The sequence below is a fragment of the Streptomyces tubbatahanensis genome (assembly GCF_022699385.1).
In the GTDB taxonomy this organism is placed as follows: Bacteria; Actinomycetota; Actinomycetes; order Streptomycetales; family Streptomycetaceae; genus Streptomyces; species Streptomyces diacarni.
In genome coordinates this window covers 3,645,001-3,667,731 of sequence record NZ_CP093846.1, presented here as the reverse complement: position 1 = coordinate 3,667,731, position 22,731 = coordinate 3,645,001, and the positions used below count along the sequence as shown (strand labels likewise).

9 protein-coding genes, 1 rRNA gene and 2 pseudogenes (1 of these 12 only partly in view) are annotated in these 22,731 nt (G+C 73.3%); 6 read left to right on the top strand and 6 right to left on the bottom strand.

Features of this window, described 5'->3' with window-relative positions; all coding sequences use genetic code 11:
- Window positions 1–121: 121 nt before the first annotated feature.
- The 3 genes from trmB to MMF93_RS15655 all read right to left on the bottom strand — a co-directional run bounded on the left by trmB (window position 122) and on the right by MMF93_RS15655 (window position 4,237).
- A complete protein-coding gene (gene trmB, locus MMF93_RS15665; RefSeq protein ID WP_242757595.1) occupies window positions 122–856 on the bottom strand; it encodes a tRNA (guanosine(46)-N7)-methyltransferase TrmB in 735 nt (244 codons plus the stop codon).
- A gap of 316 nt (window positions 857–1,172) precedes the next feature.
- Window positions 1,173–2,456, bottom strand: a complete 1,284-nt coding sequence (gene lhgO, locus MMF93_RS15660; RefSeq protein ID WP_423835442.1) for an L-2-hydroxyglutarate oxidase — start codon at window positions 2,454–2,456, stop codon at window positions 1,173–1,175.
- Window positions 2,457–2,695: 239 nt separating this feature from the next.
- Window positions 2,696–4,237, bottom strand: coding sequence for an NsdA family TPR-like regulatory protein (locus MMF93_RS15655; protein ID WP_242751968.1), 1,542 nt, complete (start codon window positions 4,235–4,237; stop codon window positions 2,696–2,698).
- Window positions 4,238–5,388: 1,151 nt separating this feature from the next.
- On the opposite strand from MMF93_RS15655, the gene MMF93_RS15650 reads away from it, so the two are divergent.
- Window positions 5,389–7,854 (top strand): asparagine synthase-related protein, encoded by a 2,466-nt coding sequence (locus tag MMF93_RS15650; RefSeq protein ID WP_242751966.1) that lies wholly within the window; start codon window positions 5,389–5,391, stop codon window positions 7,852–7,854.
- Between the two features lie 88 nt (window positions 7,855–7,942).
- Window positions 7,943–11,890 carry an AfsR/SARP family transcriptional regulator gene (locus MMF93_RS33500; RefSeq protein WP_341483271.1) on the top strand — a complete coding sequence of 1,316 codons (3,948 nt, stop codon included), beginning with the start codon at window positions 7,943–7,945 and terminating at the stop codon, window positions 11,888–11,890.
- Window positions 11,891–12,729: 839 nt separating this feature from the next.
- On the opposite strand, the pseudogene MMF93_RS33710 reads toward MMF93_RS33500, so the two are convergent.
- Window positions 12,730–13,242: pseudogene (locus MMF93_RS33710) on the bottom strand (RNA polymerase sigma factor); the annotation flags it as partial.
- Between the two features lie 829 nt (window positions 13,243–14,071).
- Entirely contained in the window at window positions 14,072–14,908 is an 837-nt protein-coding gene (locus tag MMF93_RS15635; RefSeq protein WP_242751964.1) for a TetR/AcrR family transcriptional regulator, read from the bottom strand.
- 358 nt (window positions 14,909–15,266) lie between these two features.
- On the opposite strand from MMF93_RS15635, the gene MMF93_RS15630 reads away from it, so the two are divergent.
- Both MMF93_RS15630 and MMF93_RS15625 read left to right on the top strand, forming a co-directional pair.
- Complete coding sequence (locus tag MMF93_RS15630; RefSeq protein ID WP_242751962.1) at window positions 15,267–16,994, top strand: NAD(P)/FAD-dependent oxidoreductase; 1,728 nt, start codon at window positions 15,267–15,269, stop codon at window positions 16,992–16,994.
- Between the two features lie 614 nt (window positions 16,995–17,608).
- The gene (locus MMF93_RS15625; protein WP_423835609.1) at window positions 17,609–19,480 is read left to right on the top strand and encodes an ATP-binding SpoIIE family protein phosphatase; all 1,872 of its coding nucleotides are present in this window, start codon (window positions 17,609–17,611) and stop codon (window positions 19,478–19,480) included.
- A gap of 283 nt (window positions 19,481–19,763) precedes the next feature.
- On the opposite strand, the pseudogene MMF93_RS15620 reads toward MMF93_RS15625, so the two are convergent.
- Window positions 19,764–21,068, bottom strand: a pseudogene (locus MMF93_RS15620) (MFS transporter); the annotation flags it as partial.
- A gap of 150 nt (window positions 21,069–21,218) precedes the next feature.
- On the opposite strand from MMF93_RS15620, the gene MMF93_RS15615 reads away from it, so the two are divergent.
- Window positions 21,219–21,755 (top strand): MarR family winged helix-turn-helix transcriptional regulator, encoded by a 537-nt coding sequence (locus tag MMF93_RS15615; RefSeq protein WP_242751959.1) that lies wholly within the window; start codon window positions 21,219–21,221, stop codon window positions 21,753–21,755.
- Window positions 21,756–22,444: 689 nt separating this feature from the next.
- A 16S ribosomal RNA gene (locus MMF93_RS15610) occupies window positions 22,445–22,731 on the top strand; it runs 1,242 nt beyond the window's last position.

The following is a 22,731-nucleotide window of genomic DNA, read 5'->3' as shown; positions in this document are numbered from 1 at the left end:
CACGCATCGACAGTAACCAGTGTGGGTGACATGTGCTGCGGCCCTGCGGCAACTACGCAGCAACAGCGGCCCGGGCGTGCGGGACGGCGCGGACAGTCCCCCGCGGGCCGCGGCCGCGTGCTCAGCTGCGTCGGAACACCAGGTCGTGCACCGCGTGTCCCTTGGTGAGGCCCTGCCCCTCGAAACGGGTCAGTGGGCGGTGCGCGGGGCGGGGCGCGTAGCCGCCGTCGGGCCGGGTGTTCTCGTACTCGGGATGCGCGGACAGGACGTCCAGCATCTGCTCGGCGTACTCCTCCCAGTCCGTGGCGCAGTGCAGGAGGGCGCCGGGACGCAGCGGTCCGGCGGCCAGGTCGAGGAACTCGGGCTGCACCAGTCGCCGCTTGTGGTGGCGCGCCTTCGGCCACGGGTCGGGAAAGTAGATCCGCAGGCCGGAGAGCGAGTCCTGGGCGAGCATCTCGCGGAGCAGGATGATGGCGTCGCCGTTGCCGACCCGCACGTTGTCCAGGCCCTGCTCGTCGGCGAGGCGGAGGAGGTTGCCCTGGCCGGGCGTGTGGACGTCGACGGCGAGGATGCCCGTGGCCGGGTCGGCGGCGGCCATCTCGGCCGTGGCCTCGCCCATACCGAAGCCGATCTCCAGGACGATGGGCAGGTCGGGGTCGCCGAAGAGTTTGCCGAGGTCCAGCTGGCGCATCCCGTCCACGTCGAAGCCCCAGCGGGGCCAGAGCTGCTCCAACGCGGTCCGCTGGCCCTTGGTGACGCGGCTGCGGCGGGGCTGGAAGCTGCGGATACGACGCTCGTGGTGCGACCCGGCGGGGTCGGGCGAGGGCCCGGCGCCGGGCGGAAACATCCGGGCCATGGGCCGGGGCTCACGCTCCGCGTGGGAGCCGTCGGAGCCCTGAGAGCCCTGAGAGCTCTGGGAGCCCTGGGAGTCGTCGGACCCGTCGTGGGCGCCGCGGGCGGCATCGGCGGGGGCGGCATCGGCGGGGGTGGCATCGGCAGAGGCGGCCTCGTGGTCGAGGTCCCGGCGGGCGAGATCCTCGCGGGCGAGGCCGTCGTTCGGAGAGAAGTGCTTGCTTTCGGACACGATGCTTCGATTTTACGGGCAGCCGTACCGCAGTGACGGGCCTGTCCGGTGTGTGGTCGACGGCGGACTGTCGGTGAGCGGGCGGCGGTCAGGCGTCGGCCAGTACCGCCGACGCGCGGCGGGCGATCTCTCTGCCGATCGGGAGGGAGGCCGTCGCGGCCGGGGAGGGGGCGTTGAGGACGTGGACGGTGTGCGGGCCTTCCGCGAAGAGGAAGTCGTCGACGAGGCTGCCGTCCCGCAGTACGGCTTGGGCCCGTACTCCGGCAGGTGCGGGGCGCAGATCGGCCTCCGTCACGTCGGGCAGCATGCGCCGTACGGCGGCGGTGAAGGAGGGCCGGGAGAGGGAGCGGCGGATCTCGCCGGCGCCGTAGCGCCAGTGGCGGCGGGCTATCCGCCAGGTGCCCGGGTGCGCGGCCAGTCCGGCCAGCTCGGCGGGGCGTACGGCGGACCACGTGTAGCCCTCGCGGGCGAGCGCGGGCACGGCGTTCGGTCCGACGTGCACGCCGCCGTGTACCCCTCGGGTGAGGTGGACGCCGAGGAAGGGGAAGGCCGGGTCGGGCACCGGGTAGACGAGACCGCGCACCAGGTGTTCGCGCTCGTGGACCAGCTCGGCGTACTCGCCACGGAAGGGGAAGATTCTGGCCTGCGGGGCGTCTCCGGCGAGGCGGGCGATGCTGTCGCAGTGGAGCCCGGCGCAGTTGACGAGCGCGCGTGCCCGCAGCACCGTCCCGTCCGCGGTCCGTACGGCGACGCCGCGGCCCGGGCGGCGGTCGATCACCGTGACCTGTCCGGCGGCGCCGTACCGCACTTCGGCATCCGCGTCGCGCACCAGGCGGGCGAGCTGCCGGGCGACGGCCAGGTAGTCGCACACGCCCGTCGTGCCGACGTGGATGGCGGCCAGGCCCCGCACATGGGGCTCGTGTGCGGAAATCTGGGCCGGGCCGAGTTCTCTGACGGGGATGCCGTGCTGGCGGCCGCGCTGGATGAGGGCGTGCAGCCGGGGGAGTTCCTCGTGTTCGGTGGCGACGATCAGCTTGCCGGTGACCTCGTGCGGAATCCCGTGCTCCGCGCAGAACTTGACCATCTCGGCAGCACCCCGCAGCGCGAACCGCGCCTTGAGGGAGCCGGGCGGGTAGTAGATGCCGCTGTGGATCACCCCGCTGTTCCGCCCCGTCTGGTGCCGGGCCGGGCCCGGCTCCTTCTCCAGGACGGTGACCCGGGTTCCGGGCGCTCGGCGGGTGAGGGCGTAGGCGGTGGACAGCCCGACGACGCCGGCGCCGATCACCAGCACGTCGCAGTCGAGCCGGCCGGCGCCCTTGCCGACGGCTGAGCGGTCGAGTCTTCTGGACGTCGAGGTCACGCCCACCATCATGAACCCCACACCTGACAGCTCGCTGCGGCACCCGTCACCCCGACGATCAAGAAATCCCTCCCGGTTCCTCTCCGGCCCCCGGCCGCCCCGCGATCCGCAGGGCGCGCACCCGTCGAGCAGGCGGCCGACCGAGCACGGCGGTGGCCGAGCACGGCGGTGGTCGAGCATGGCGGTCGGCGAGCAGGGCGGGCGGCGCTCGTGCGACCGCGTCGCTCACGTACCCGAGCTGATGGCCCCGATCACGCCGGGGCCATCAGCAGCGGCCGGGCCCTCTCGCGCAGTTCGGCGACGCGCGGCTCGTCCCCGTACGGCTCCAGGCGGTGCAGGAGGTCGCGTACGTACTCCGTCGTACGGGCGGAGGAGATGCGCCCGGCGACCTCCACGGCGCGCGTACCGGCCGCGCAGGCGGCGTCGAGGTTGCCGGATTCGAGTTCCGCGACCGCCGAGACGACCAGGCGCAGCCCGTGCGAGCGCACGAACTCCTCCTTCGGCTGCGAGAGCGCCTTCTCCGTGAAGCGGCGCACCTGGCGCGGTGCCTTCAGGTCGCGGTAGCACTCGGCGGCGTCCGCCGCGAGGCGGTCGTAGGAGTAGAAGTCCAGCCAGGAGGGGTCCGGGTCGCCTTCCCTGGAGCGCTCCAGCCAGCTCTCGGCCGCGGCCAGCGCGGCGGCGCACGCCTGTGCGTCGTTGGCCTTGGCGTGGGCGCGTGCCTCGACGAGTTGGAAGAAGCTCATCGTGCGGGCCGTCGCCAGCCCGCGGTTGCGCTCCAGCGCGGCCTGGGCGAGGTCGACGCCCTCGTCGGCGAATCCGCGGTAGGTGGCCTGGAGCGACATGGAGGCGAGTACGTAGCCGCCCAGCGGGACGTCGGCGGCGGCGCGGGCGAGGCGCAGCGCCTGGATGTAGTAGCGCTGGGCCGCCTCCTGCTGGCCGGTGTCGAAGGCCATCCACCCGGCCAGTCGGGTCAGTTCGGCGGTGGCACCGAAGAGGGAGCGTCCGACCTCGTCGGTGTAGGCGCCCAGCAGCAGGGGCGCGGCGTCCACCCGCAGGCACTCGGGGACCATGGACGAACGCCAGTCCCCGCCGCCGTACTTGGAGTCCCACCGGCGGGCCTCGTCCGCGGCCTCGCGCAGCTTGGAGACGTCGGTGTGTCCGACGCGCAGCGGCGCGGTGGCGCCCTCCTGCTCGCCCCCGTGCCCGTTTCCCGGCCCGGCGTCGACGGCGGTGAGTGCGCCGTTCGCCGCGTCCGTTCTGGCGGCCTCCGTTCTGGACCCGTCGGCAGCGGACGGGGCCACCCCCTCGAGCAGCTCGATGTGGCGGGCGACCGAACTGTCGGCCGGGGTTATGAGCCAGCGCGAGGCGGGGGTGGCGTAAGCGCTGACCGCGAACGATCCGGCGAGGGACTGCCAGATGCTGCCGCCACCGCGCCGGCCGGCCAGGTCGAGCCGGTAGAGGTCGGTGGCCGATTTGACGGCGGCTCCCACGTCGCGCGGGAAGGCGAGTCCGACCTCCGGGGTCGGGTCGGCGTCCGCGAGGCCGATCTCGTGCAGCGGCACCGGACGGCCGAGCTTGCTGCCGATGGCAGCGGCGATCAAGTGGGGCGCCGCTCCCTGCGGCACCATCCCCTTCGATACCCAGCGGGCCACCGACGTCTTGTCGTACCGGAGCGTGAGGCCCCGTTGGGCGCCGAGGTCGTTGACCCGTCGGGCGAGTCCGGCGTTGCTGATCCCTGCGAGGGCGAGGACGGTGCCGAGTTTCTCATTCGGCCCGCGTGACTCCCTGGACATGCGCACCCCTGACCACACCGACGACCGCCCCGCGGCTGACGCGGGGCCCCCTCCCGTCACTGCGCACTGCGCGGCGCGGAAAGCACTGCCAACACAGCGTAGTTCGCCGCATGCCCACCGTTAAGGGGTGTCAGGGGGGATGGCGGGATCTCTCTCCGTACGCGTGTACGTGCAGGGGTCACGTGCCACCCTCAGCGTGCCCCCGGTCGAGCGGCCGGAATCGTACGCGCCCACCGCCGGTCCGGGTGGTTTCGCGGCGCTGTTCACCGTGCACCGGCCGTGTGGCCGTGCGCCCGCCCATGCGCCTGCCCTGCCTGCGAGGTCAGCGGTTCCATGGGAGCCGCGTGGGTCGGCCCGCTGCACAGGATCAGTGGGCTGGGGGAACACCGCCGTCCCATTCCCCGCGGGCGGCGGTCCGGGCCGGAAGGTGCGCATGTGCCTTCCGGCCCGGCCGACTCGCCCCCCCCGCTCGGCCCCGGTGCCGGCGCTCTCTCCCTGCGCTCGCCCTCTGGACCGCTGCGTTCGCCCTCTCGGCCGCAGTGCTGAGCCCCTTCCACCGCTCGGACAGGCGCAACGACTGCTCGCACAGGCGCGTCGGCCGCTCGGACAGGCGCGCAGTTTCTTTCGGTTCCCTGTCGGGACGGTCTCCTGCTCAGCGGGGGCCCACACGCGTGTGCCGCTGTGCCTCCGTGCCCGGCGTACGCGACGGTGCCGCGCGCTCGGCGTGCACGCCTGTCGCGCGTTACCACCGATGGTCCCCGCCCCTCCCGCCGCCATCCGTGCGCCGCCCGCCCGGTGTTGCGTCGCGAGTGCGCCCCGGGGCGTCAAGGCGGCGGCCGTCGTGGTCGGTCGAACGGGCAGATTTGGCCGAATGACATCGGTCGCGTGTGCGGTGCCGGAGGCCGACGCCAGAGGAATATGCGCGCGCGGAGCCCGATCAGCGGACCCGTACGGGGGTGTGGGAGGACGGAAGAAAGGCCGCGTACTCCACTGAGGTATGCGCCCCTTACACGCCTCCCGTGCGCCACATACGTGGCACCATAGCCGCAACGGCAGCGGTCTCAGGGCGACGCACACCCGTCGCCCCAGGGCCCGCGCGGGGCGGCGGACGCCGGCGGGAGTGCCGGCAAGTGACGTGAAGGCAGGCGGCGATGCGCTGGTTGGTGGGGTGGAGCAGCGCCGCGGCAGCGCCCCAGGGCCGTCGCGGCGGCTCCCGGGCCACCACGAACCGGAGCCGCGCGTCCACCGGTTCGAGCGGCCCGTACGACTCCCGTGCCTCGTACGACTCCCGTGCCTCGTACGACTCCCGTGCCTCGTACGACTCCCGTGCCTCGTACGACTCCCGTGCCTCGTACGACTCTCACGGCCCGTCCGACTCCCGCGGCCCGTACGACGCCTACGACCCGTACGACTCCGTCGGCCGCTACGGTCACGCCCCGCACACCGCGCACGTGCCCGATGGCGGTGACGGCATCCTGCAGCCCGTCGGGGCGCAGGTGGTGTGGGGGGACCCGGACCCGCTGTGGGCGGTCGGGGACTGGCGTCCCGACGAGATCCGCGTGGTGGAGGCCCAGCCGGGCAGCCGGCTCGCGGTGTTCGGCTGCTGCGGCGCCAGCGACGACGAACTGCGGCTCGGGCTGATCGCCGCGCGAGGCGGAGCGTTTCGTCACCTGACCGCGTGGCCCGGCAGCTACACGGCCGTCGCCTGCGTCGGGCGCCGGCTCACCGTCGCCGCCGACCTGGCCGGTGTGCGGCCCGTTTTCCACACGCCGTGGGCGGGCGGTACCGCGTACGCGACGGCCGCGCTGCCGCTCGCCGACCTGGCCGAGGCGGAGCTCGACTTCGGGCACCTCGCCGCGCTGCTCGCCTGCCCCGACGCCCCCGAGGCGCTGGGCGACGGCACCCCCTACCGGGGGGTCAGCCGGGTGCCGCCGGGGCACGCGCTGATCGTGCGGGACGGCGGCAGCCGGGAGATCGCCGGGTACGAGTCGTCCACGTCCCTGGTCGTCGGCGCGCCGCCCGTCGACCCGGAGGCGGCCGTGGCGGGCGTCAGGGACGCGCTGGTGAACGCTGTCCGCGCCCGCCTGACCGCGCCCCGCCACGCGTCCGAACACGACATCGACGTACGGGATCCGGGCCCCGTCCCCGGCATGGGCCCGGCCGACCGGCAGCGGGCGCGCGGCGGACCCGCGCCCGGCGTCGGCGCCGACCTGTCCGGCGGGCCCGCCTCCGGCACCCTCGCGCTGCTCGCCGCCGGGCTGCCCGGCACCCCCGGAACCGTCTTCGGTTCCGGCGCGGCGGGCGCGGGCGAGCGGCTGCTGGCGGTCACCTTCAACGACCTCACCACGGGAACGGGCGCCGCACACCGCGGCCCGCACGACCGCGGCCCCCACGACCCGGCGGACGCCGGGGACCACACCGCCGAACTGGAGCGGGCACACGCCATCGCCCAGAACCCGCGGCTGCGCCACCTCGTGGTCACCGGCGGCGAGGAGACGCTGCCGTACGCGGACCTGACCGCGGGTCCGCTCACGGACGAGCCGGGACCCTCACTCGTCGCGGCCGAACGCCACCGCAGCCGTCTCACGGCGGGCAGCGCTGACCACTTCGTCGGCGCCGGGGCCCGGCAGGTCCTCGACGCGCACCCCGCCCGCCTGGCCGACCTGCTGCTGGACCGGCGCCGCCGCCACCTCGTCCGTCCCGTCGCCGCGCTGGCCCGCGCTGAGGGGCAACGGGGAGAGGGGCAGGTGGCGGGGCGCTCGCTGCTGGTGCCCGTCACCGTCTACCGGGCAGCGCGCAGGCTGGCCCGTACGCCCTACAGGGAAGGGGTGGAGCAGACGGCGGCACTGCTGCGGGACGGCGGTTTCACGGCGTCCGCGTTCGCGCCCTATCCGGACGGCGGGGAGAGCGCCGTGGACGCCTCGGTGGCCGCGCTCACCTGGTGCCGCCCGGGACCGGCGGCCCGCTGGCTGACGGGGGAGGCGCTCGCGGAGGTCTCCCTGCGCCTGGAGACCGCGGCCCAGGCCCGCCCGACCGTGGAGAGGCCCGGGGAACGACGGGCCCGCGCCGCCCTCGCCCGGTCCGCCGCCGACCACCGCGTCCTCGAACAGGCCGCCGAGATCCGCAACCAGCGGCTGCACGCCCCCTACTTCGACAACCAGGTCGTGCGCGCCGCCCGGGAGCTCCCCGACGCGCTGCGCGTACGCCCCGGAGCACGCGCCTCCATCCTGCGCGCCGCGCTCGCCGGGGCGGGCGTCCACGACGTCCCGCCCGGCTGGGGCGCCCCCACGCAGGCCACGCACCACGCCGCCCTCCGCACGGGCATACGCCTCGCCTCCGAGCGGCTGCTCGAACTGTTCCAGGCACCGCTGCTCGCCGAGGCAGGGCTGGTCGAGGCCCGCGTCGTACGGCAGGCCGTCCAACGGGTGGCCCGAGGCGAACCGCTCCCCGCGGAGGGCATCGCCGACCTGGCCGCCATGGAACTGTGGCTGAGCCGCCTGCTCGCCCGCCGCGGCACCTGCTGGACCGGCGCCGCGGCGCCCCGCCACCGCGCCGCGGCGGCGGGCGTCCACCCCGACGCCCGCCACGAACGCAGCCTGCCGCCCACGCCCAGATGACGGACGGGCCTCCGCCCCGCTCGGCCCCCGGTCACACCAACGGAAAAAAGGGCGCGGACATGACGGCACCGACAGGGACAATAGGCATGTGCGCTATCTGATCCTGGGGGCGAGCGAGGCCCGCGACGACGCCGGGCGTCCCGTGCCGCTCGGCGGGCAGCGCCTGCGCGCGCTGCTCGCCGCCCTCGCGCTGCGCGCCCACAGCCGCGCACCCGCCTCGCCCCAGGCGCTCATCGACGACGTGTGGGCCGACGCGTATCCCGACGCCCTGCCGGAGGACGCGCCGGCCGCACTGCAGGCGCTGGTGGGAAGGTTGCGCCGGGCCCTGGGGAGGGACGCCGTCGAATCGCTCACCGGCGGGTACCGGCTGCGACTCGACCCCGAGCGCGACGAGGTCGATCTCCTCCGCTTCGAACGCCTGGCCACCGAAGGGGAGCGCGCACTGGAGGAGGGTGACGCGGAGCGGGCCGCGCGGGTACTCCGCGAAGCCCTCGCTCTGTGGCGCGGCCCCGCGCTGGCCGACCTGCCCGACCGCGTCGCCGTCGCCGCCCGCATGGAGGCCCTGCGGCACGCGGCCCTCCAACGGCGCCTCGCCGCCGATCTCGCCCTGGGCCACGCCGCCCGCGTCCTGCCCGAACTCCGCCAGCTGGCCCCGCAACACCCGCTCGACGAACCGCTCCAGGTCCTCCACCTCAGAGCCCTGCACGAGAGCGGCCGGACGGCGGAGGCGCTGGCCGGTTACGAGTCCGTACGCAGAGGGATAGCGTCCCGCCTCGGCGCCGACCCCGGAGCGGAACTGCGCGCACTCCACGCGGAACTCCTCCGGGCGAGCACCCCGGCCAGTACGGAAACTCCCTCCGCCCCGGCCCCTGTGTCAGTCCCTGTGTCGGTCCCTGACCCTGTCACTGCCCCTGAGGAGGGCGCTTCCGGCACGGGCCGGTCCGTCCGGACGGCGCTGACCGATGAGACCCGCACGCCGGTGCCGGCACCGGAGGACCGGACGGCACCGGAGGACCGGACGACCACGGAGCACCGGACGGCACCGGAGCACCGGACGGCACCGGAGCACCGGACGGCACCGGAGCACCGGACAACCCCGGAGGGCGACCACCCGCACCCGCTCCCGCCGGGGAGTGAGACCGAGCCCGCCCCCACGCGCGGTGCGAGACGCACACCGACGGCGGGTGGCGCGAAGCCGGCGGCGGGTGGCGCGAAGCCGGCGGTGGGCGGGGTGAAGCCGACACCGGGCGGCGGGAGGCCGACACCGGGCGGCGGGAGACCGACGCCCACCGCGGAGGGACAGGCACCCGTCCCCGAGGGGCAGGGCCCGGCGCGCCCACCTGGCAACCTCCGGGCACGGCTGACCAGCTTCGTCGGCCGTGAGACGGACATCGCCACCCTCGGCGCCGACCTCGCGGCCTCCCGGCTGGTGACGCTGACCGGCCCCGGCGGCTCCGGCAAGACCCGGCTCGCCGAGCAGGTGGCCGCCACGACGGGGGCGGCCGATCCGACTCCGCACCCCGACGGCACGTGGTTCGTGGAGTTGGCGCCGCTCGACCATCCCACCGCCGTGCCGGGTGCCGTCCTCAGCGCGCTCGGCCGCCGGGGGACCGCGCTGTCCACGGCCGCCACGGAGGGCGCGCGTGCGCTCAGTGGCCAGCAGGACGCGACGGCGCTGCTGGTCGAGCACTTGCAGCACCGCACTCCGCTGCTGGTGCTCGACAACTGCGAACACGTCATTCACGCGGCCGCGACGCTCGCCGAGACGCTTCTCGCCCACTGCCCCGGGCTGACCGTGCTGGCCACCAGCCGCGAACCCCTCGGCGTGCCGGGGGAGGCCGTGCGTCCGGTCGAGCCGCTGCCGCCCGCGCCCGCACACCGCCTCTTCGCGGACCGCGCCGCCGCGGCGCGTCCCGGTTTCCGTCCGAGTGAGGACGCGGAGGCCGTGGCGGAGATCTGCCGCAGGCTCGACGGTCTGCCCCTCGCGATCGAACTGGCGGCCGCACGGCTCCGCTCGCTCACTCCGCGACAGATCGCGGACCGTCTCGACGATCGCTTCCGCTTGCTGACCAGCGGCAGCCGTACCGTGCTGCCCCGCCAGCAGACGCTGCGGGCCGTCGTGGACTGGTCCTGGGACCTGTTGGACGAGCGCGAGCGCACCGCCGTCCGCCGGCTGTCCGTCTTCGCGGGCGGCTGCACCCTCTCTGCCGCCGAACACGTGTGCGCGGACGAGTCGCCGCCGGACCCCGGGCCGCCACCGAATGGGCACATCCACCCGGACGACGTACTCGACCTGCTCTCCGCCCTGGTCGACAAGTCGATCCTCGTTGCCGACCAGCCCCCCGCCCTGACCGGCACCGGCGTGCGCTACCGCATGCTGGAGACGATCCACGACTACGCCCGTGAACGCGCCGCCGAACACCCCGAGGAGCGCGACGAGGCCGAGGCCCGGCACACCGCCCAGATCCTCCGCTTCGCCACCGCCGCCGAACCCCGCATCCGCTCGGCCGAACAGCTCTCCTGGCTGCCCCGCGTCGAAGCCGACCTCGACAACATTCGCGCGGCCCTCCACCGCTCCCTGTACCAGCGCGACCACAAGACCGTCGTCGCACTCGTCCGCGCGGCCGGCTGGTTCTGGTGGCTGCGCAACTTCCGTGACGAGGGAGCCCGCTGGGTCGAGGCCGCCCTCACCCTGCTGCCGACCTCGCCCGAGAGACGGGACGCCGAGAGGCGGGGCGCCGAGAGGCGGGATGCCGATCAGCGTCCCATTGATGAAAGGGACGCTGATCGGCGGGACGAGGACGATGACGATGACGAGGAACTGCTGGTCCGGGAACTCCAGCTCCTCGACTACTTCCTGCTGTCGGAACACCGCACCCAGGAACTGGTCACGCAGCCGCATCACCGCGCCATCGCGGAGCAGCTGGTCGCCACCTTCCGCGAGCCCGGTCCGGCCTCCGCGCGCTTCCCCGGAATGCTCTGGCCCTTCGCCGGCTTCCTCCTTGATGGTGGCCAGGGCGTCGCACCCCTCATGCATGAGCTCGTCACGAACTGCCGCCGCTACAGCGGCCCCTGGGAACTCGCCGTCGCACTGCTCTTCCGCGCTCACATCCGCCTCGACACCCCTGGCGGCCTCCCGCGCCTGAAGGAGGACCTCCCCGAGATCAGCGCCCTCGCCGAAAGCACCGGCGACCGCTGGCTGCTCAGCCAGCTGTGTGGCCTGCGCGCAGAGATCGCCATTCAGGAGGGCCGCTACGAGGACGCCCGCGCCGAGTGCGAGACGGCCATGCGCTACGCGCAGCAGCTCGGCGCCCTCACCGAGATGCCGGTACTCCTCGTGCGCATCGCCGAGATCTGGTACCGCCAGGGCGACACGAAGCAGGCCGACCAGCTCGCCCAGCGTGCCCTGGAAGACGGCGACCGCCTCGGTGTCCGCGACGCACCGACCCTCGCCCTCTTCGTCCGCGCCATGGCCGCCGTAGAGGAAGACGACGTCGCACGCGCCCGCGAGCTGTACCGGCAAGCCGAGAAATACGCCTCCGTCGGGAGCCTGCCCGCCGTCTTCGAGGTGCCTCTCCGCGTACTCGACGCCCGCATCACGGCATGTGAGGGCGACGAGCTGATCCCCGAAGCCCTCCGCAAGATCAACGCCGCCCTCCACGCCGGACTGGCGGTGGCCGTCCCCGAGACGCTCACCGGCAACGCCCTGCTGACCGCCGGCTTCATTCTGCTCCGGGCCGGTCGGCCCGCCCTCGCCGTCCAGCTTGCCGACGCGGCCGGCGCGACGCGCGGCGACCTGCCCGCGAGCGTCCCCGAACTGCGCCTCGACACCACCATCCGCGCCTACTTTGCCGGTGCGGCCGCCGACGCTTCCGACGACGTCTCCAACGGTGCTTCGGGCGAGGGCCGCGGCGGCTCCTCGGACGACGGAACCGAGGTAGTGGGGGCGCCCCTCACCCTCGCCGAGGCGGCGGCCTGTCTCGACAAGCTGTGCGACCAACTCGCCACCGAGTCCGGTGTCCCTCCGTCGGGCTGACGCTCCACCACCAGCCGTACCGTCCGCTCCCCCGTCGTCGACTCGAGGACGACGCCGCGCTCCGTGACGCGGATGAGGTGCCGTTCAGCCGGCTCCGGAGCCGGAGGAGAGGGCCGAGCCGGGGGAGAAGACGGAGGCGGGGGCGTGGGCGGCTCGGGGTCCGGGCTCCGCGGGGGCTCAGGCGCGGACGGTCGCGGGCCCGGTCGCCGTACGGGAGCCGCCTCCTGGGCCGGGCGCCGCGGCGCGGCCCGTACGGGCTCCGGCCCGGGAGCGGGCGGTCGCCCCGTCGGCTTCCGTGGCTCCTGGCGGGGTTCGGGCGGCGCGGGATCGGGCTTCCGAGGCGGCTGGTCCGGCGCCGCGTGCGGCGGCGAGGGACGAGCCCGCGGCTTCTCGACCGGCTCGTCCCCGCCGGTCAACGCGTACGCGAGCACCGCACCCGCCGCCGCGGCCACGCCCAGACCGATGCCGACCTTCGCCGGGGCCCCGAGCCCCTCCGACGCCGCGCCACCCGCCCCCGCACCAGCGCCACCGGCCGCGGCCCCTCCTGCGGCCGCACCACCACCGAGCAGCGCGGCGAACGCCTTCGCCCCGCCGGCCGTACCGAACCAGCCGATGAGCGCCACCGGCAGCACCAGCCTGATGTGCTCGTTGAGGTCCTTCACCTCCGAAGCCGCCTGGCTGCAGGCAGGACACTCCTCCAGGTGCCGGGCGAGCCCCCGCTCGGCCCGCATCCGCAGCCCACCGCGCGCGTACGCGCCCAGCCGATCCGCGTACCGCGCACACTCCCCGCCCTGCGTCAGCGCCTGACTGACGTGCGCCTGCAGATACGCCTGCTTGAGGTGCTCCCGCGCCCGGTGCGCAGCCGTCGCCACCGCGCCGCGCGACGTGCCCAGCAGCACCGCCACGTCCTGCGGCCTGCCGCCCTCGACCGCCGTGTGCCACAGCAGCATCCGGTCGTGCTCCGACAAACTTTCGAACGCGCGAACCACCAGGGTCTGCTCGGCCTTGTGCATGGCCCGCACGTCGGCGCCCAGGTCCAGCGTGTCCACATCCCGCGCCGAGGCGGCGGCCGCCGACTGCACGAACACCGCGAAGTCGTCCACCAGCCGCTCCCGCCGCCGCGTGCGCGTCCACGCCGCGGCGACGTGCCGTACGGACGTGAGCAGGTACGCGCGCACCGCGGTTCTGGGCCCCTTGCCGCCGCAAACCGCCTGCAGCGTGCGCGCGAAGACCTCACCGGTCAGGTCCTCCGCGGTGTCCGCGTCCCGGCAGCAGGTACGGGCGTAGCGCCGCACGGGCTCGGCGTGCCGCCGGTACAGCTCCTCGTAGGCCCCGTCGTCCCCCTTCCGCATCCGCGACAGCAACTCCGCGTCCGACACCCCGCCGAGCGTCCCGCCGCCGCCCGCCCCGCGGACCCCGCGCGGGGCCCCGGGCTTCTTGTCCACGCCGCGCGGCCCGCTCGGCGCCCCGGCCTTGTCCGCGCCGCGGCGTCCGGGCAGTGCCGTGCCCTTCCCCGCGTTGGGCGGCCCGCCCGGGGCGTCGGTTCGCTCCGTACGGTGGGGGCCGCGCGGGCGGCCGGCTCTGTCCGCGTCGTGGCGCCCACGCTGTTCGGGGACCTGAGGCGAAGCCGACTGCTGCGGCCGGACCTGCGGGTCGAGGTCCGAGCAGGAGCCCGTCTCCGTCTCCTGCCCCGACACCTCCGACGCTTCGGACTCCCCCGACGCTTCGGATGTCCCCGATGCTTCGGTCACCGCTGACGTTTCCGGCTCCCCGGACGCATTCGGCTCCGGCGACGCTTCCGGCTTTCCCGGTGCCTCCGGCTCCTCGGGTCCCTCCGGCTCCCGCTGCTCGTCACCAGCCATAGCCGTGACTTCCGTGCACACCCTGCCTGCGGAACATCGCGTCAGCGTGGCACAGCGGTGCCGGCCGGGAAGCCGACAAGCTGACGAATCACCCCGCCCGGTGGCCTCTCGCACGTGTGCTCGATGACCGGCCCGCGAGGCACCAACCCGGCAAAGCGCTCGCTCGTACCGCACCTCTCACGCGTACTCGGCAAGAGAAGCGACCGCACGAGGTATTGAGCGAGCACGCCAACCCACCGAAGGCGCGCCTCGGAAAGAAGCCCATCGAAGGCGCCCCTCGGGAAGAGCCGTTCGGCACGGGCCCCTCGGTACCTACCGCTCAGTGCGCGGTGCGCGAGCGCAGCCCTTCGAGCAGGATGTCGAGGAGGCGGGTGGAGGCCGCTGCCTGATGGGCGGCGTCAGGCAGCGAGGGCGCGGCCGTCGCTATCACCAGCAGGACGTCGCCCACCGTCACGTCCGGACGGAGCTCGCCGGCCTCCCGGGCTCGCTCGACCAACTGGCCGACGACCTGGAGAAGCTCGACCGCTCCCGGGTCCTCCTCCAGCCCCTCGTAGCCCACCTCCTGTGCCACGACGGTGGGGGCGGTGCGCTCCACCAGCCGCAGACCCGGCGGTGTGCTTCCGTCCAGCCGCGCGTCCTCGGCGAACTCGGCCTGGGCCGGCGGGCGCTGCGGCGGTACGCGGGGTGCGCTGTCCGCCGCCCAGCCGTCCGCGCGCAGTATCCGTGGCGGCAGCAGCCGTCCGGCACCGGAGGCGACGGAGGTGCGCAGGAAACGGGACAGCGCCGACCAGGGCTCCTCCTCTTGCCCCAGCGCCGACCGCGCCTGCTCCGTCAGCCGGGCCGTCTCCTCCTCGGCGATCCGCCTCACCAGGACGTCCTTGCTGGGGAACCTGCGGTAGACCGTTCCCACCCCGACCCTGGCTCGGCGGGCGACGTCCTCCATCGGTGCGCCGTAACCCAGCTCTCCGAAGACCTCGCGGGCCGCGCGCAGCACGTGCTCGAGGTTGCGCTGGGCGTCCACGCGCAGCGGGGCCGTGCGCGGAGTGACGGCGGCCGCCTGGGCGACGCCTGAGGAGCTCGCGGCGGCGGCGTTCGTGCTGATCGGGCCTTCCGGCACGGCGGAAACGGCCGCCGCGGTGGCATGAGACCCGTGCATACCCTGAATGTGCATATTCGTTCCCCCGGTAAATCCCTGTCTCCCCCCGGAGACCCCCGCGTTCGCGGGGACGGGCTGCGACACATTGGTCCACACGTCGCACCCGCTCTGGGATACGAACATAGTTGAGCCCAGGTCGTGAGAGAAGAGGGCGTTGCCGCGCGGCCTTTCGCCTTCCTCGGCCACGACCGCTTTTCCGCCCAGGGCACCGGCCCACGCGCCCCCTCTTCTTCCCCGGTGACCTGCGTGAACGAAATCCTGCAGGAGATCGGGACACCGGTGAGCGCCCGGCGCACAGCAGTCATACGAATCGTGTGACCTGTGGACAAACGAGGGACTGAGGGTGCGTCATGGTCGAGTGACGAAGGCCACGAAGGAATCTGCGGACCCCACACGCATCCTCGTCGTCGGCGGAGGTTACGTCGGCATGTACACGGCGCTGCGCCTCCAGCAGAAGCTGAAGCAGCGGCTCAGCGAGGCGCCGCGCGCTACCCCTGCCCCCGTCCCCGCCTCCACCCTTGACCCGACGCTGCCTGCTGCGTCTCCGTCACAGCCCTCCTCCCCGTCCCACCCGCTGCCCCATCCCCCGTCCCCGCGCGTGTCCCCGTTTGCGCTGCCGTCCGCCTCGGGGATCACCATCACGATCCTCGATCCCGACCCCTACATGACGTACCAGCCGTTCCTGCCGGAGGCCGCCGCCGGTTCGATCTCGCCGCGTCATGTCGTCGTCCCCCTGCGCCGCGTCCTGCCGCGCTGTCAGGTCATCGTCGGTGAGGCGCGCAGCATCGACCACGAGCGCCGGGTCGCCCACATCACCACCCTCGCCACCGCGGAGGCCGACGCGACACGTGCCGCTCAGGCAGGCCCGGGTTTCCGGCGCGAGCCGTCCACCCTCGAACTCCCCTACACCGAACTGGTGCTGGCACCCGGCTCGGTCTCCCGGACTCTCCCGGTGCCGGGTCTGGCCGAGCACGGCATCGGGTTCAAGACGGTCGAGGAGGCCATCGCGCTGCGCAACCACGTGCTCGAACAGCTCGACATCGCCTCCTCCACCCGCGATCCGGACGTCCGCGACGCGGCCCTCACCTTCGTCTTCGTCGGCGGCGGTTACGCGGGGGTGGAGGCGCTGGCGGAGCTGGAGGACATGGCCCGCTACGCCTGTCGCTACTACCACAACATCGACCCCGACGACCTGCGCTTCCTCCTGGTGGAGGCCAGCGACCGCATCCTTCCTGAGGTGGGCGAGGAGATGGGCGGATACGCGCTGCGCGAGCTGCGCGCCCGGAACATCGACGTCCGTCTCGGCACGCGCCTCGACTCCTGCGAGGGGCGCGTGGCCACTCTCAGCGACGGATCCCGCCATCCCACGCGCACCCTGGTGTGGACGGCGGGCGTCAAACCGCACCCCCTCCTGGCGCGTACGGGCCTGCCCCTCACCTCCCGCGGCAGGCTCAGGTGCGAGACGACTCTCCGCGTCACCGGCACGGAGCACGCCTGGGCGGCAGGCGACGCGGCAGCCGTACCCGACCTGACGGCGATGGACGAGGCGAGAAGCACGGCGCACGACGCGGCGAGAAGCACGGCGCACAAGGGCGCCGGAGGCGAGGCGCACGACGGGACCGGCGACAGGGCGCACGACGGCACCGTCAGCAGAGCGCCCCACAGCGGCGTGGCAGGTGCTCCACGCGCCGCGGGAGACGGTGCCGAATCACCCCTCTGCGCTCCCAACGCCCAGCACGCCGTGCGCCAGGCGCGCCGCCTCGCCGACAACGTCGCCGCGGTGCTCGAAGGGGCGGAGCCCACTGAGTACCGGCACGCGTACGCCGGCTCGGTCGCCTCACTCGGACTGCACAAGGGCGTCGCGCACGTGTACGGACGGAAGTTCAAGGGCTACCCTGCCTGGTTCATGCACCGCGCGTACCACCTCAGCCGCGTGCCGACCTTCAACAGAAAGGCCCGCGTGCTGGCCGAATGGGTGCTCTCCGGGCTGTTCAAACGGGAGATCGTCTCGTTGGGATCCCTGGAGCACCCGCGCGCCGAGTTCGAGATGGCGGCAGGCACCGTACGGCATCCCGACAAGAACTGACCCCCGCCGGAGCGGCATCGGCGGTATCGGTAGCACCTGGAGCACCGGCAGCACTTGGAGCACCTGGAGCACCGAGAAGACCGAAGTCGCCGCGTCGCAAGTGGCCGCCGCTCAGCGGCGTCTGACGAATGTCGGCGCGGTGCGCCACACTGGACGTGTGACCATGGGTGGGCCCGCGTCTGCGAAGAGTGATCCCTGAGCGGCCCCCGAGCGACCCGAGCGAACACCGCGAACCACATGAGGAATCGGACGACGTGAACTTCACGCGCTGGAGCGCCCGACTGCCCGGCACACAGCGGCGGACCGCCGCCGCTCAGGCGGCGATAAAGGCGCGAGCGCAGTCGTCCGGCCCGGCTCACGCCGACCGTTCGGAGAGCGACAGCGAGGGCGACCGTGAGGGCCACGGAGGCGAGGGCCACGGAGACGAAGGCTCCGGTGCGTCCGGAGGGACGGGCGCGGACGCCGAAGGAACGGGCGGAGACGAGGGCGGTGCGCGAGGACCCCGCAGCGACCCGGACCCGGGCCTCCACGCGGACGTGCGCACGGGCGGGTACGCGGGCGCCCACGTGGCCAGGCAACCGCCGCCGGCGGGCAGGGAGCCGTATCCCGAGGACATGACACCGGACGGTGACGCCCGTGCGGACGTGAGCACGCGTGCGCAAGGGAGCGCCGAAACACCCACGGGACCGGACCCGCAGCCGGCCCCGGTCACGCGTGCGGCGGAGAAACCCACCGTCCCCGGCGCCCGGGGCCGCCCCCGCTCCGAGACGGACCCGCCCTCCGCGAAGGGGGACACGGGGACGCCGAAGGCCGGGGGCGGCACTCGGCCGCCACGGCAGCGCGGCGGCATCGACGCGCTGCCCGTGCACGACCTGCTGGGCCAGGTGCCCGCGTTGGCCGCGATCGTCCACGGGCCGGAGCACCGCATCGCGTTCGTCAACGACGCGTATACCCGCGTCTTCGGCCCGCGCCCCACCGGGGCGGCGGCGCGCGAGGCGCTGCCCGAGCTGGTGGAGCTCGGACTGCTCCCGCTGATGGACCAGGTACGGCGCAGCGGCACGCCCCGTACGGTCAAGTCCCGCAGGGTCCAGCAGCGTCAGACGGCGACGACGTCCGGCGTCCCGGTGGGAGGCTCCGGCGGGTCCAAGGGAGGCGTGGCCGGTCCCAAGGGAGGTCCGACCGGTCCCAAGGGAGCCGTGGCAGCTGGCGCCAAGGGAGCCACGCGCCAGGAATCCAGGCGCCGTACGGGCCACTACTACACGTTCACCTGCACACCCATCACCACCTCCGACGACAGCGGGGTGCTGATCTTCGCCGCCGAGGTGACCGACCAGGTCGAGGCCGTCGAACGCCTGCGCGCCAGCGAGCGCCGGCAGCGGGAAGCCGCCGTCACCCTCCAGCGGAGCCTGCTGCCCCAGGAGCTCGAACAGCCCGACGACCTGCGGGTGGCGGCCACGTACCAGCCGGGCGGCACGGACGCCGCCGTCGGAGGTGACTGGTACGACGTGATCACGTTGGGCGCCGGCCGCACCGCGCTCGTCATCGGCGACGTCATGGGGCGCGGTGTCAGGGCCGCCGCCGTCATGGGTCAGCTCCGTACGGCAGTGCGGGCCTACGCGCGGTTGGACCTGCCGCCCCACGAGGTGCTGCAACTCCTCGACGACCTCGCCGCAGAGATCGACGCCACCCAGATCGCCACCTGCGTCTACGCGGTCCATGACCCCAGCGAGGGCCGACTCAGCTACGCGTCTGCCGGCCACGTGCCCGTCCTCGTGCGCGATCCCGACGGCACTGTCCGACGCGCCACCGACCACACGGGCCCGCCCCTGGGGACGGGGGGCTGGCTGCACACCTCCGGCAGCGTGCCGCTGCCGGAGGGCGCTGCCGCCGTGCTCTATACCGACGGTCTGATCGAACGCAGGGACGCCGACATCGACGAGGGCGTGGCGGCGCTGGAAGCCGCCTTCGCCGGCGCGACCGGCTCGCCCGACATCGTCTGCGACCGCCTGCTGCGCGCCCTGGGTATCACCGAGGACCACGACGACGACGTGGCCGTCCTCGTCTGCCAGCACCCCGAGCGCACCGGCACGGACGCCGAGCTGTTCCACAACGCGGCGCTCGATCTGCTCGGCGGCACGGAGGCCGCCCCGCGCGCCCGCGCCTTCGCCTCCGGCGTGCTGGCCTCCTGGCGTTTTCCGGTGGAGCTCCGCGACCTCGGCGTGCTGGCCGCCAGCGAACTCGTCGCCAACTCCCTCCAGCACGGCACCCCGCCGATGCGGCTGCGGCTCCGCCGTACGGACCGCCGTCTGATCGTCGAGGTCACCGACGGCGACGATCACCTGCCCCGGCGCCGCCGCGCCGAACCGGGTGACGAGTCGGGGCGGGGCATCTCGATCGTCGCGACGATCGCGTCCTCGTGGGGGTGCCGCAGAACGCCCGGGGGCGGCAAGTCGGTGTGGTGCGAGTTCGCTCTTCCGAGCGCGTAACAGGACCGGAAGGAGCCCCGCCCCTCCGGTCGGGGAAGGGCGGGGTCACCTGGCTGGACAGGGACCGCGACGGCCGGGCGGGCAGCCGCCCGGAGCACGGTCACACGGCGCTGGGCACCCGCTCACCCGCACCGCCGGACGACACCGCACCGCCACCGCTGGGCGCCGCCGCGTCCTTCGACAGCACCGCACTCTCGGACAGCACGTCACTGCCCGAGACCGCGGCACTGCCCGACAGCACCGCGGTTTCGGGTGACAGGGCGCCCTGTGCCGACGTCGCGACCGCACTCTCCGGGGCCTCCCCGCCGCTGCCGGAGGGAGAGCCGCCGCGCGCGATGACGACCGACCCCGGCCGGTCGACCCGCTCGGGCAGCCTCCGGCCCAGCAGGAAGGCGAGCCCGACGACGCCGAGGCAGCACAGCACCAGCATGACGATGTACGTCGACCACGCGCCGGCCGCGGCGATCGCCCCGCCCACGGCGGGTCCGACGGCGAGAGCGAGCTGCTTGACCAGGGCGAAAGCCGAGTTGTACTGGCCCACGAGCCGAGCGGGCGCCAGGTCGGCGACCATCGGGGCGACCGTCGGCGAGAGCATCGTCTCGCCGACGCCGAACAGCGCGTACGTACCGATGAGGAGCGCGGTCGCCACAGCCTGCGCCCCGTGCACGAGCCCGGACGCCCCCGCGGCCAACCACGCGACGGTCCAGATGGCGCCCACCAGGGCGACCACCCGGCTGCGCCTGCGCCCGTCCACCAGCCGCAGGACGACGAACTGCGCGAGCACGATCATCGCCGTGTTCGCCGCCAACGCCGTCCCCAGCGTCGCGGTGGAGATGTGGGTGACCTCGACGGCGTACGCGGACAGACCCGACTCGAACTGGCCGTAGCACGCGAAGAAGATCACGAACCCCAGGACGCCGAGCAGCACCATCGGACGGTCCCGCAGGAGCACGCCCCACCCGGAGCCCCGAGCAGCGCCGGAACCGGCACCGGACGCAGCCCCCGCGCCGGAGCCGGCTGCCGCCTCGGCGGGCCGAGCCACCCTGACCGTCACCAGGACGGCGAGCAGGACGAGGAACATCGTCGCCTCGATGGAGAACAGCAGGGTGAAGCTCGCCGGGTCGTGCTCGTTCACGAGCATGCCGCCGAGCAGCCCGCCGACACCCAGCCCGAGGTTGTTGAGGAAGAACTGGGTGGCGAAGGCCCGCGACCGCGTACCCGGTGTCGAGCACCAGACGATCATCGTCGCGAGCGCCGGCTGGAGTACGGCGATGCCCGCGCCCATCACGGCCGAGGCGGCCAGTACGGCGGGCGCGGTGGTCGACAACCCGAATCCCAGGGCACCGAGGGCGGCCGAGACCGCCCCGATGACGACCATCACGAGAGGTCCGCTCCGGTCGATCACGCGGCCCGTGAAGGGCAGCACGATCAGCGCGGCCGCGGCGAACGCGGCGAGCACCGCACCCGCGGTGCCGTCGCCGAGATCGCGCACCCGCGCGACGTACACGAAGAGGAACGGCACCGTGAAGCCGTTGCCGAAAGCTGCCAGCGCGTTACCGAGCTGGATCCGCCGCAGCGCGGCGGCCATCGCCGTGGTCACACTCACCTGCCTAGATCGAGAAGGGGGATGGAGGGAAGACGGGCGCCGAGCCCGCAGAGTTCGAAGCTAAAGTTCGATACTAAAGAATACACAGGGCAACCGTTTAGGGCGAACGAGTTGCCATGGGATACTGGCCACATGCCGGACCGACAACCGACCCTCGACGAGCAGATCGCGATCTACCAGCGCGAGTACCGCGACCTCGACCCCCAGGTGGAGAAGGTGGTCAACGCGCTGAGCCGGCTGGACCGCCGCATGAACGTCGCCTACGGCCGCCAGCTCGCCACCCTCGGGCTCAGCAGCCCCGAGTGGGAGGTACTCAAGGAGCTCGTCATGGCCGGCAGCCCCTATCAACTGTGGCCCGGCACCATCGCCAAGCGCCTCGGCCTCACCCCGGCCGCCATGACCCACCGCATCGACCGCATGTTCGGCCAGGACCTCGTCACCCGCGAGCGCGACCCCGACAACCGCGTCCGCGTCATCATCGGCCTGACCGACACCGGCCGGGAGAAGTGGCTGGAGGTCATGCGCAAGGCTTCGGTCTTCGAAGAGGACCTCCTCCAGGACCTCTCCACGACGGAGCGCACCCAGCTGGGCGACATGCTCACCCGCCTCCTGCGCCGCGTCGAGCACGCCCAGCACGACGCCGGCGGCCGACTCACCGACCTCGACTGACGGGTCTCGACCCGACGCGGTGGCCGGACGCCGACCGGAGCCACGGCGGACGGACGTCGACCAGCCCCGGGGGCATGGACGTCGACCGGCCGCTCGCGGCCGGTCACGGCGGGCTAGCCGGTGTCGCCGGTGTCGCCTCCACGGACGCTGAGGGGGGCGCCGATCCTGGTTGACAGTACGACCAGTGATCCGTAAGGTTCATCGGGTTGCCGCAAAGCCGTCCTGGTTTCGCGGCGACTCCTCTTCGCCACTCCGGCGGGTACCACTTCGAGAGCACGATCTCCCTTCGCAGGGGTTTCTTCGGCATGCCGAATTTCTTCTGCGGCCGGCTCAATTTGGAGCCGGAGGGAAAAGGCTCTAAAGTAGAGACCAGCCGGAAGGCGCCTCGCCGACAGGGGAATCCGATTCGGAAGAACGGCACGGAAACGGGCCGGGAAACGGATCTGATAGAGTCGGAGACACCGAAAGGGCAAACGTCCGGAGAAACCGGTGAGACGGTTTCGAAGGAAGCGTCCGTTCCTTGAGAACTCAACAGCGTGCCAAAAGTCAACGCCAGATATGTTGATACCCCGACCTGCCGGGTTTCCGGTGGGTTGAGGTTCCTTTGAAACACATGACAGCGAGGACGCTGTGAACGGGTTGGATTATTCCTCCGGCCTGTTCCGCTCTTCCTGTGGATGATGCAAGCATTCACGGAGAGTTTGATCCTGGCTCAGGACGAACGCTGGCGGCGTGCTTAACACATGCAAGTCGAACGATGAACCCGCTTCGGTGGGGGATTAGTGGCGAACGGGTGAGTAACACGTGGGCAATCTGCCCTGCACTCTGGGACAAGCCCTGGAAACGGGGTCTAATACCGGATATGACACGGGATCGCATGGTCTCCGTGTGGAAAGCTCCGGCGGTGCAGGATGAGCCCGCGGCCTATCAGCTTGTTGGTGGGGTGATGGCCTACCAAGGCGACGACGGGTAGCCG

Coding starts and splice junctions, on each gene's coding strand:
- MMF93_RS15650 (WP_242751966.1), top strand. CDS start 5,389: ATGCGCTGGTTGGTGGGGTGGAGCAGCGCCGCGGCAGCGCCCCAGGGC.
- MMF93_RS15655 (WP_242751968.1), bottom strand. CDS start 4,237: ATGTCCAGGGAGTCACGCGGGCCGAATGAGAAACTCGGCACCGTCCTC.
- MMF93_RS15615 (WP_242751959.1), top strand. CDS start 21,219: ATGCCGGACCGACAACCGACCCTCGACGAGCAGATCGCGATCTACCAG.
- trmB (WP_242757595.1), bottom strand. CDS start 856: ATGGCCCGGATGTTTCCGCCCGGCGCCGGGCCCTCGCCCGACCCCGCC.
- MMF93_RS15625 (WP_423835609.1), top strand. CDS start 17,609: ATGACACCGGACGGTGACGCCCGTGCGGACGTGAGCACGCGTGCGCAA.
- lhgO (WP_423835442.1), bottom strand. CDS start 2,456: ATGATGGTGGGCGTGACCTCGACGTCCAGAAGACTCGACCGCTCAGCC.
- MMF93_RS15635 (WP_242751964.1), bottom strand. CDS start 14,908: ATGCACGGGTCTCATGCCACCGCGGCGGCCGTTTCCGCCGTGCCGGAA.